Origin of the sequence: Helicobacter sp., assembly GCF_022511165.1 — a bacterium.
Classification (GTDB): Bacteria; Campylobacterota; Campylobacteria; order Campylobacterales; family Helicobacteraceae; genus Helicobacter_C.
The window spans coordinates 1-9,584 of the sequence record NZ_JAFLSB010000054.1 but is presented as its reverse complement, the minus strand read 5'-3'; the positions used below and the strand labels follow the sequence as shown (position 1 = coordinate 9,584).

Here is a 9,584-nt window from a genome sequence, read left to right as displayed (position 1 = left end):
TATGCAAAAGGAGTCCTATGAGAATTTTTGCTTTAATTTTGCTACTTAGTATAAAGCTTCTTGCAATCGATGCAACTTTGGAGATTATGAAAAATACAAACAAGATTCCCTCTATTGTGGTGGAGCGACTAGATAGCGATAATGCTGATTTTGGCACAAAAGTCCTCAAAATGCTTGTGGCAGACTTAAAGGTAAGTGGGCATTTTCAAGCAAGCGATGGTGGCGTAAAAAAACCCGCAAGCATCGCCTATAAAGAATATGCAGATAAAAAAATCGATTTGCTCGCACAAATTAAAGTCAGCAAATCCTCAAATACCCTTGTTGGCACAATTTCCCTCTATGATATTAATACCTCCAAGCACATATACACAAAAGACTATACAGAAAATGATATAAAAAGATTCCCTTTTATCGCGCATAATATGGCAATTGATATAAATAGCTATATCCGCGCACCAAGCATTCAATGGATGCAGCGCCTAGTCGTCCTCTCCCAATACACAACTTCAGGCAATAGTGAGATTCTTATCGCAGACTACACATTGACTTATCAAAAAGTTGTTGTAAAAGGGGGGCTTAATATTTTCCCTAAATGGGCGGATTCTAAACAGGAGAGCATCTATTATACAAAATACCTCGAAGTACCTACAATCGTAAAACATAACCTCACCACAGGGCATATTGAGCAGCTTGTAGGAAGCGAGGGCGTGGCTATGGTATCTGATGTAAGCAAAAATGGAGAAAATCTCATTCTTAGCCTCTCGCCTACTGAACTCTCCGATTTGTATCTTTTTAATGTAAAAAGTAAGAGTTTGCGCCGCCTCACTAATTATTCAGGCATTGATGTTGATGGTAAATTTGTGAATGATGAAAAAGAAATTATTTTTGTCTCCGATAGACTTGGGTATCCTAATATCTTTATGATGCGCATTGATGGTGGCGGGACAGAACAAGTAGTTTTGCACGGGCGCAACAATAGTGCAGTTACTTCAAATGGTCAATATGCGGTTTATACAAGCAGAGAAACCAATAATGAGTTTGGAGGCAATACTTTCAATCTCTATCTTATCTCACTCGCTCCGGGTTCAAGCTATATCCGCCGACTTACAGCAAATGGCAAGAATCAAATGCCCAAATACTCAAGTGATGGTGGAAGCATTATGTATCTTAAACATTACAAGGCTCAAAGTGCGCTAGGCATTATCCGCGTGGATTATAATACAAATTATTTTTTTCCACTCACCAAAATGAAGATTCAAGCTTTTGACTGGTGAAAATTTTAGATACATTTACTTTCTTAACTTAGAATTTTGGCTATTCTAATTTTCAAGGAGTTACAATGAAAAAGTATCTTGCAATAAGTGCTTTAATCGCGCTTATCTCGGTTGGTTGTTCAGAGCCAGAGGCTGCTGACAGTGGAAGTGGAAAATCTGCGGGTGGTGATAATTTTGTAGATTTGGAAGGTGCTGCTGCAGGCTATGCAAAGATTTTGTTTGATTTTGACAAATACAATATTCGCTCTGATATGGAAACTCGTATCGAAGCAAGTGCCACTGCTCTTAAAAATACAGGTGCAAAAGTGGTGCTTGAAGGGCATACTGACTCTTATGGTTCAGATGCGTATAACTATGCACTTGGCACGAAAAGAGCAAATGCAGTAAAAAATGCTTTGACTACTCGTGGCGTAAATGCTTCTCAAATTAAAACCGTAAGCTATGGCGAAAGCAAACCTACTTGCACAATTGATACTCCCGAATGCAATCAAGAAAATAGACGGGTTGAGTTTAAACTTTCAAAATAGTTTAAAAAGGTGTTAAGATTTGATAAGACGTTATGTTTTTCTCGCTCCTCTTTTCTTAACCCTCAATCTAAACGGTGAGCCTTCTGCTTTTGAAAAGCAGAGTGGTGCTACTAAAGATGACATCAAAACCCTCCAAAGCCTTGTTACTAAGCTTCAACAAAAAGTTGATAGCATAGGACAAGCTCAAGAGGGTATCTCTAGCCTCTATGAATCCCAAAGCACCAAACTTCAAGGACAAATCGCTCAATCTACGCAATATACAAAAAATATTGAGGAATTAAAAACACAAATAGATACAAATACACAAGAAATCGCTACTCTTAAAGCCCAACTCAAAGAAATCAATACCACTCTCACAACACTTAATCAAACAATCCTTGGCGAACTTAAAGCACTTAATGGCACCTCTACCCAAAATCAAAGCCCAAAGTCAAACCAAAATACCACTGAATCTGGCGATGTAGATACAAAAGGAACTTCAAAAATCTTTACAAAAGATAAAGCAAAGAGGGCAGAGATTTTTGCACAAGCCCAAGAGCTTTTTGACAAAAAAGAATATGAATCTGCCAAAGAACGTTTTGAATGGCTTGTTGAGACAAACTATAAAAAAGCTCAAAGCTCCTTTTATCTTGGCGAAATTGCCTTTACAAACAAAACCTACAATGATGCGATTAAGCATTACAAAGAGAGCGTATTAGCAAATGATAAGGCTTCATATATTCCTACACTTTTGCTTCATACCGCTCAATCTTTCAACGCTATCAAAGATACAAAAAACTATAATAAGTTTTTGGATTCTTTGATAAGTAATTACCCTTCAAGCAAAGAAGCCCAAACGGCAAAAAAGCTTAAAACTCAAAAATAAGGAAAAGAAATGATCACTCAAAATAAAATTGTCAGTATCGAATATGAAGTATTCAACCAAGCAGATAATGCTTTGCTTGATTCCAATAAAGGTGGCGCGCCACTCGAATTTCTTGTAGGCTCTGGACAAGTCATAAATGGGCTTGAAAATGCACTTATGGGTGCAAGTGCGGGCGATAATATCAAAGCAACCATTGCCCCCGAAGATGCTTATGGCATATATCAAAGCGATTTTGTGCAAGAAGTGCCAAGAGAGCAATTTGAAGGCATCGAACTCAAAGCAGGAATGACTCTCTTTGGACAAGGCGAAGATGGACAAACTATACAAGTGAGCGTGAAAGACTTTAATGATAAAATGGTAATGATTGATTACAATCACCCTCTTGCAGGTAAAACCTTGCAATTTGATGTAAAAATCCTTGATGTGCGTGAAGCCACAGAAATGGAGATTCTTCAAGGTGGTGTAAGTGGAGGCGGTGGCTGCGGAAGCGATGGTGGCGGAGGCTGCTGTGGTGGTGGCGGACATAGCGGTGGAGGCTGTGGCTGCGGTCATTAAAAGAAATCATATAGAATCTAAGCTTTATCTTAGATTCTATATGGCAGTATGGAAGGCAAATATCTCTGGTGGATATCTTGGGCTTCAAACCCATTGAAAGGCTAGGTGTCTAGTCTTTGGGGAGTTCGATTCTCTCGCCTTCCTGCCACATTAGATTCTGTTCTCAAAGGATTGTTTATGGAAGCACAACTTATGGCACTTGCAATTCAAACCTATAAGCTCACGCTTATTCTTTCACTCCCTATGCTTTTAGCAGGACTTATTGTGGGCTTACTTGTGAGTATTTTTCAAGCTACCACACAAATCAATGAAATGACCTTAACCTTTGTGCCTAAGATTCTCGCTGTTGTTGCTGTTATTATTTTTACTATGCCTTGGATGATTAATATGATTACAGATTATGCGCGTATGCTTTTTACGATGATTTCTAATATTAATTTCTAAATCTATGCAAACAAAGCTTATTGATTTTGCAAAATATTCAAGCTTAAAAATCGGCACTCCCCTTGAAGTATCCCTCATACAAAACCAAGAAGATGCACTCTATGCCCTCTCGCACCATATGCAGCTTATCGGTAGGGCAAATAATCTCCTTATCTCGCCCAATGCGCATCATCTTGCACTCCTTGATGAGCCATTCTCTTACATTGAAGACAAACAAGACTATATAGAAATTGGTGCAGCTACTCTTTCAAGTGCCATTTTTCGCTATTTTAAAACACATAACCTTACAGGTGTAGAGTTCCTCCAAGCTCTGCCCGGTAGCCTAGGTGGGCTTATTAAAATGAATGCAGGAATGAAAACTTACGAGATTGCCAAAGCCCTTATGTCTATTAATGTTAATGGTGAGTGGCAGGATACCCACACTTTTCCTATGGCATATCGCAATAGTGGTATAGAGGGCGTGATTCTAGCAGCAAGATTCTATAAACGCATAGGTTTTAATCACGCGCTTACACAGCAGTGTAATGCTCTACGCAAATCCCACCCCAAAGAACCAAGTTGCGGAAGCTGCTTTAAAAACCCCAAAGATGATTTTGCAGGGAGACTTTTAGAATCTGTGGGATTAAAGGGCTATGGGATAGGAGATGCTGCCTTGAGTGAAAAACACGCCAATTTTCTTATTAATAAGGGTAAAGCGCGTTTTGATGATGCCCTTAAGCTTATTGACTTTGCCAAAAAACGCGTATTTGAAGAAAGTGGCATAGAGCTTGAATGCGAAGTGCAGATTCTACAATAAATACACTCAATAAAACTTCTTAATCTTTATCCTCATTTGATAAAATTTTTAACACATCAGCATTAAATTTATGCTGCTCAAATCCTGCAAAGTATCGCTTGCAGACTATTTGCGCATTAGCATTAATATCAAAATCTTTTTTTACATCAAAATTTTTTATCAATTCTTGATATGCTTTTGTGCAATCTTGCACATATCCTTCATAATTCCCAGCCCAAGATAAAGTGCTTACTTTTAAATCAAATAATTTTATAGCCCATTGTTGCTCATTAGAGAAATCTTCATATGTTAAACCCCTAAATGGATTTGCTTCTAGCATTGTGAAAAAGAAAAGATAGCAAAACTCCAATAAACTAACTTTTTCATTCTTGTCTCTCCTCTATCAAGCTCCTTTAACTTATTCTATCCTTACAAAAGAAACCAATTACAAGCTTGTTATAAGGATTTTTTGCTATAATCGGGCGCTTGTTTTAAACTTATTTTGCGATATTGGAGCAATCAATGAATGTTTTTTTTATTATTCAAATTGTCCTAGCAGTGTTTATCACTATTATTGTTTTATTGCAAAAAAGCTCAAGTATCGGGCTTGGCGCATATAGTGGTAGCAATGAATCTGTATTTGGAGCAAAGGGTCCTGCTGGATTTTTAGCAAAATTTACAATGTTTTTGGGATTGCTCTTTGTGCTTAACACTATTGCTCTAGGCTACACTTACAACAAACAAAGTCAAAAAAGTGTGCTTGATAGCCTCCCAAGCGATGTTTTATCTGCTCCTTCTCCTACACAGCCTGATGCAAGCGCATTTATTGTTGATGAGAATGCAGCCCCATCTGCACCGCTATTAGCCCCCATAGAAGATTCTAAAAAAGAACAATAAAGGAAAATGATGCTTAATGATATTTATAAAGATGCCAAAACCCATATGGATAAAACAATAGAATCTCTTCGTAGAGATTTTGGCACACTCCGCAGTGGCAAGGTAAGTGTGAATATCCTTGATAATATCCGCATTGATTATTATGGCACTCCCACCCCGCTTAATCAAGTAGGCTCGGTAATTGCCCAAGATGCGACAACAATCATCATCACGCCTTGGGAGAAACCTCTACTTAAAGATATTGAAAAAGCGTTGCAGGAAGCAAATATTGGTGTCAATCCAAATAGCGATAGCGAGTGTATCAAGCTTTTCTTCCCACCTATGAGCAAAGAGCAGCGCATAGAAATTGCCAAAAATGCAAGGGCTATGGGTGAAAAAGCAAAAATTGCTATTCGCAATATTAGACAAGATGCTAATAATCACATCAAAAAGCTTGAAAAAGATAAAAGCATTACTGAAGATGAAAATAAAAAAGCACTTGATGAGATTCAAAAATATACCGATGAGTTTGTAAAAAAATGCGATGAAATGGTTAAACACAAAGAAGAAGAAATAATGAAGGTATAAAATGAGCGAAGTCATAGGTATTAAAGTTAATCAAGACATTTATGATCTCTGCACTGCAAAAGAGCTAGGCATTACGGGGAGTGAGATATATTTTGATAACTCCTATGAATCTTTAGAAATTATCCGCCACTCCTGCGCACATCTTATGGCTCAAGCAATCAAAGCCCTCTATCCCGAAGCGCAATTTTTTGTAGGACCCGTAGTTGATGAGGGTTTTTATTATGACTTTAAAGTGAATGCCAAAATTGGCGAGGAGGATTTACCCCTCATAGAATCCACAATGCGAAAAATCGCCCAAAAAGCCTATCCTATTACTAAAATAACTCTTCCACGTGCGCAAGTGGAGGAAAGATTCAAAGGAGATGAGCTTAAGGTTGCTGTGATGAGTCGTATCCCTAATAATGAACTTAGCATTTATCAACAAGGCGATTTTGAGGATTTATGCAGAGGACCTCATCTCCCACATACCGGACTTTTAGAGCATTTTAAGCTCACAAAGATTGCAGGAGCGTATTTGGGAGGTGATGAAAAAGCACAAATGCTCACACGCATTTATGGCATTGCCTTTGCGGATAAAGCATCACTTAAAAACTATCTTCATCAGCTTGAGGAAGCAAAAAAGCGCGATCATCGCAAACTCGCGCAAGAAATGGGGCTTTTTACTTTTGATGAGGAAATTGGCGCAGGTTTGCCTATTTGGCTACCTAAGGGGGCAAGATTACGCAAGAATCTTGAGAATCTCCTCACTCGTGCCCTTATAGAGCGTGGTTATGAGCCTGTAAGAGGACCTGAGATTCTAAAAAGCGCGGTATGGAAAACAAGCGGACATTATGCCAATTATGGCGAAAATATGTATTTTACAACCATTGATGAAGTTGAATATGGCATTAAGCCAATGAACTGCATAGGGCATATTAAGGTATATCAAAGTGCTTTAAGGAGCTATCGTGATTTGCCTCTGCGCTTTTATGAATATGGCATCGTGCATCGCCACGAAAAAAGCGGTGTATTGCACGGTTTATTGCGCGTGAGGGAATTTACACAAGATGATGCACATATTTTTTGCACAATGAATCAAATTTGTGCTGAAGTCAATGATATTATCGCTTTTTGCAAAAGTATTATGAACGCATTTGGCTTTAGCTATGAAATGGAACTCTCCACTCGCCCAGAAAAATCCATAGGCGAGGATAAAGTATGGGAGAGTGCAACAAGTGCGCTTAAAAATGCCCTAGAGCAAAATCACATCGCTTATCGTATAGATGAGGGTGGTGGGGCATTTTATGGACCAAAGATTGATATTAAAATCACTGATGCGATTGGTAGAAAATGGCAATGCGGCACGATTCAAATCGATATGAATCTGCCTGAACGATTTGCGCTAAGCTATACTGATGAGCATAATGAGCAAGTGCAGCCTGTGATGATTCATCGCGCCTTGCTTGGCTCATTTGAGCGCTTCGTTGCTATCTTGACAGAACATTTTAGCGGAGAATTTCCGCTTTTTATTGCCCCTACCCAAGTAATCCTTATTCCTATTGGCGATGCACAGCTTGAATATGCAAAGGCTTTGCGCGCTAAAATTTTGCATATTGGCGCGTATGCTGAAGTATTAGATAAAAATGAAAGTCTTAATAAAAAAATAAGACTTGCTGAAAAGCAACGCGTGCCTTTGATTGTCGTTATTGGCGCAAAAGAAGTAGAGAGCAAGATTCTTGCAATCCGCGATAGGAGAGAGAAATCACAATATGAGCTTTCTGAAGAAACATTGATTGCTACATTACAAACCAAAATAGGAGAGGTTCGCTTTTGAGCAAAGAAGAAGTATTACTCAATGAAGAGATAAATTTCAAAGAAGTGCGTTGCGTAGGTGATAATGGCGAGGTGTATGGCATCATTTCTTCAGCAGAAGCTTTGAATCTTGCCCAAAAAGCTGGGCTTGATTTGGTGCTTATCTCACCTACTGCTAAACCACCTGTATGCAAGATTATGGATTATGGTAAATTCCGCTATCAGGCTGAAAAAAAACAAAAGGAAGCACGCAAAAAGCAAAAGCAAATTGAAATTAAAGAGATTAAGCTCTCTACTCAAATTGCACAAAATGATATTAATTACAAAGTCAAACACGCCATAGAGTTTTTAGAATCTGGCAAACACGTAAAGTTTAAAGTCTTTTTGAAGCAACGTGAATTGAGTATCCCAGAGGCGGGAATGGAGACATTACGCAAGGTCGCCTTAATGCTTGAGGATATAGCCACAGCAGAAAAAGAGCCAAAATTAGAGGGAAAATACCTCAACATCCTCTATGTGCCAAAGAAAAAAGACAAGCACTAATCTTATGAAAGGAGAGAGATAATGCCAAAGATGAAAACAAATCGCGGCGCAGCAAAGCGATTTAAACTCAAGAAAAATGTTATTAAGCGCGGTAGTGCGTTTAAAAGCCATATCTTGACAAAAAAATCGCCACAGCGCAAAGCAAATCTCAATGCGCCAAAATATGTTCACAGCACAAATGTTGATTCTGTAAAAAGCCTACTTTGTATGGCTTAAAAAAGAATCTTGCTCCCCATAGATGTAAAAATTACTATGGGAAAGAGAAGCGTTAGCTTACACCTCAATTAAGGTAAAGGAGAAATAATGAGAGTAAAAACAGGCGTTGTCCGAAGAAAAAGACATAAAAAGATTCTAAAACTTGCACGAGGCTTTTATAGTGGCAGACATAAGCATTTTAGAAAAGCTAAAGAGCAGCTTGAACGCAGTTTGTGCTATGCTTTCCGCGATAGAAAGCAAAAAAAACGCAATTTTAGGCAATTATGGATTACGCGCATCAATGCAGCGTGTAAAATGAATGGCTTAAGCTATTCTCGCTTTATGTATGCCCTCAAATGTGCAAATATCAATCTTGATAGGAAGATTCTTGCCGATATGGCGATGAATGACATCAACGCATTTAATGCTATTGTTGCAAACGTGAAAGATAAAATAAAATAATCGCTTTACACAAGGCGCGTCCATACAACTGCACCAACACACAAGTGGGGCGCACCTTGGTCAAAGCCACTATCATATTGAATCCGCATACATTTTATAGAATCTGTATTGAGAGCTTTTGGCATAGATTCTATAAAATGTATTGCCCAATATGAATGCAAAGGAATAAAATGCAAGATATTCCCCAATTTGCCCAAATGCAAAGTGCGATTTTTCCTTTTATGGGCTCACTCGTGTTTATCGTGCTCCACATTTATATCTATAAAGCACTCTTTAAATCTCTCTCTGCTAAAGTGTTTGTGCGGCTTGCGTGGAAAGTCCTTATTTGCGTAAATGCCTTAGCCTGCATCACTTATCTTTTTGTGCGTAATGCTCCAAATGTGCCTTTAGCTCTCTATTTCCTACTTTCATTTTGTCTAGGCATTGCTTTTGTGTGTGCTATGGCGACTTTTTTATACCAATGCGCCTCACTCATCATTATGACTTTACACACAAAGAGCAAACGCGCATTTTGGCGACATAAGATAAGGCTTACTCTGTGCATTCTAAGCCTTCTTATGCTTGGTTTTGGCACTTATAATGGTATCAAAACTCCTCGTATTATTGAACACACACTTGAAATAAAAGGCTTAAATGCGCCTCTTCATATCGCAGTATTAAGCGATGTGCATATCGGTGGGCTTATGAGA

Annotated in this window: 14 protein-coding genes, 1 tRNA gene and 1 pseudogene; 14 read left to right on the top strand and 2 right to left on the bottom strand. The window is 38.5% G+C overall.

Annotation, left to right across the window (positions count from 1 at the left end):
* Positions 1-17 precede the first annotated feature (17 nt).
* The 7 genes from tolB (at position 18) to J1E28_RS07095 (ending at position 4,461) form a co-directional block, all read left to right on the top strand.
* Entirely contained in the window at positions 18-1,274 is a 1,257-nt protein-coding gene (gene tolB / locus J1E28_RS07125; RefSeq protein ID WP_291028222.1) for a Tol-Pal system protein TolB, read from the top strand.
* 65 nt (positions 1,275-1,339) lie between these two features.
* The gene (locus J1E28_RS07120) at positions 1,340-1,801 is read left to right on the top strand and encodes an OmpA family protein (protein ID WP_291028220.1); all 462 of its coding nucleotides are present in this window, start codon (positions 1,340-1,342) and stop codon (positions 1,799-1,801) included.
* Between the two features lie 19 nt (positions 1,802-1,820).
* Positions 1,821-2,666: a tetratricopeptide repeat protein gene (locus J1E28_RS07115; RefSeq protein WP_291028217.1), complete on the top strand. Its 846-nt coding sequence runs from the start codon at positions 1,821-1,823 to the stop codon at positions 2,664-2,666.
* A 9-nt stretch (positions 2,667-2,675) separates the two neighbouring features.
* Entirely contained in the window at positions 2,676-3,221 is a 546-nt protein-coding gene (locus tag J1E28_RS07110) for a peptidylprolyl isomerase (RefSeq protein ID WP_291028215.1), read from the top strand.
* 49 nt (positions 3,222-3,270) lie between these two features.
* Positions 3,271-3,369, top strand: a tRNA-Sec gene (locus J1E28_RS07105).
* Between the two features lie 29 nt (positions 3,370-3,398).
* Positions 3,399-3,665: a flagellar biosynthesis protein FliQ gene (gene fliQ / locus J1E28_RS07100; protein ID WP_291028213.1), complete on the top strand. Its 267-nt coding sequence runs from the start codon at positions 3,399-3,401 to the stop codon at positions 3,663-3,665.
* A 4-nt stretch (positions 3,666-3,669) separates the two neighbouring features.
* Entirely contained in the window at positions 3,670-4,461 is a 792-nt protein-coding gene (locus tag J1E28_RS07095; protein ID WP_291028211.1) for a UDP-N-acetylmuramate dehydrogenase, read from the top strand.
* A 19-nt stretch (positions 4,462-4,480) separates the two neighbouring features.
* On the opposite strand, the gene J1E28_RS07090 is transcribed toward J1E28_RS07095, so the two are convergent.
* Positions 4,481-4,654, bottom strand: a complete 174-nt coding sequence (locus tag J1E28_RS07090; protein WP_291028209.1) for a hypothetical protein — start codon at positions 4,652-4,654, stop codon at positions 4,481-4,483.
* A gap of 308 nt (positions 4,655-4,962) precedes the next feature.
* Between J1E28_RS07090 and secG the strand changes: the two genes are divergently transcribed.
* The 6 genes from secG to rplT all read left to right on the top strand — a co-directional run bounded on the left by secG (position 4,963) and on the right by rplT (position 8,895).
* On the top strand, positions 4,963-5,337 hold the full coding sequence (secG, locus tag J1E28_RS07085) for a preprotein translocase subunit SecG (RefSeq protein WP_291028207.1): 375 nt from the start codon (positions 4,963-4,965) through the stop codon (positions 5,335-5,337).
* 9 nt (positions 5,338-5,346) lie between these two features.
* Positions 5,347-5,904 (top strand): ribosome recycling factor, encoded by a 558-nt coding sequence (frr, locus tag J1E28_RS07080; protein WP_291028205.1) that lies wholly within the window; start codon positions 5,347-5,349, stop codon positions 5,902-5,904.
* A gap of 1 nt (position 5,905) precedes the next feature.
* Complete coding sequence (thrS, locus tag J1E28_RS07075; protein ID WP_291028203.1) at positions 5,906-7,717, top strand: threonine--tRNA ligase; 1,812 nt, start codon at positions 5,906-5,908, stop codon at positions 7,715-7,717.
* Positions 7,714-8,238: a translation initiation factor IF-3 gene (infC, locus tag J1E28_RS07070; RefSeq protein ID WP_291028201.1), complete on the top strand. Its 525-nt coding sequence runs from the start codon at positions 7,714-7,716 to the stop codon at positions 8,236-8,238. The genes thrS and infC overlap by 4 nt, the downstream gene beginning before the upstream one ends.
* 21 nt (positions 8,239-8,259) lie before the next feature.
* Positions 8,260-8,454 (top strand): 50S ribosomal protein L35, encoded by a 195-nt coding sequence (gene rpmI, locus J1E28_RS07065; RefSeq protein ID WP_291028199.1) that lies wholly within the window; start codon positions 8,260-8,262, stop codon positions 8,452-8,454.
* Positions 8,455-8,541: 87 nt separating this feature from the next.
* Positions 8,542-8,895 (top strand): 50S ribosomal protein L20, encoded by a 354-nt coding sequence (gene rplT / locus J1E28_RS07060; RefSeq protein ID WP_291028197.1) that lies wholly within the window; start codon positions 8,542-8,544, stop codon positions 8,893-8,895.
* Between the two features lie 5 nt (positions 8,896-8,900).
* On the opposite strand, the gene J1E28_RS07055 is transcribed toward rplT, so the two are convergent.
* Positions 8,901-9,071 carry a hypothetical protein gene (locus tag J1E28_RS07055; protein WP_291028195.1) on the bottom strand — a complete coding sequence of 57 codons (171 nt, stop codon included), beginning with the start codon at positions 9,069-9,071 and terminating at the stop codon, positions 8,901-8,903.
* On the opposite strand from J1E28_RS07055, the pseudogene J1E28_RS07050 reads away from it, so the two are divergent.
* Positions 9,066-9,584 (top strand): annotated as a pseudogene (locus J1E28_RS07050) (metallophosphoesterase); the annotation flags it as partial. The gene J1E28_RS07055 and the pseudogene J1E28_RS07050 sit on opposite strands and share 6 nt — an antisense overlap.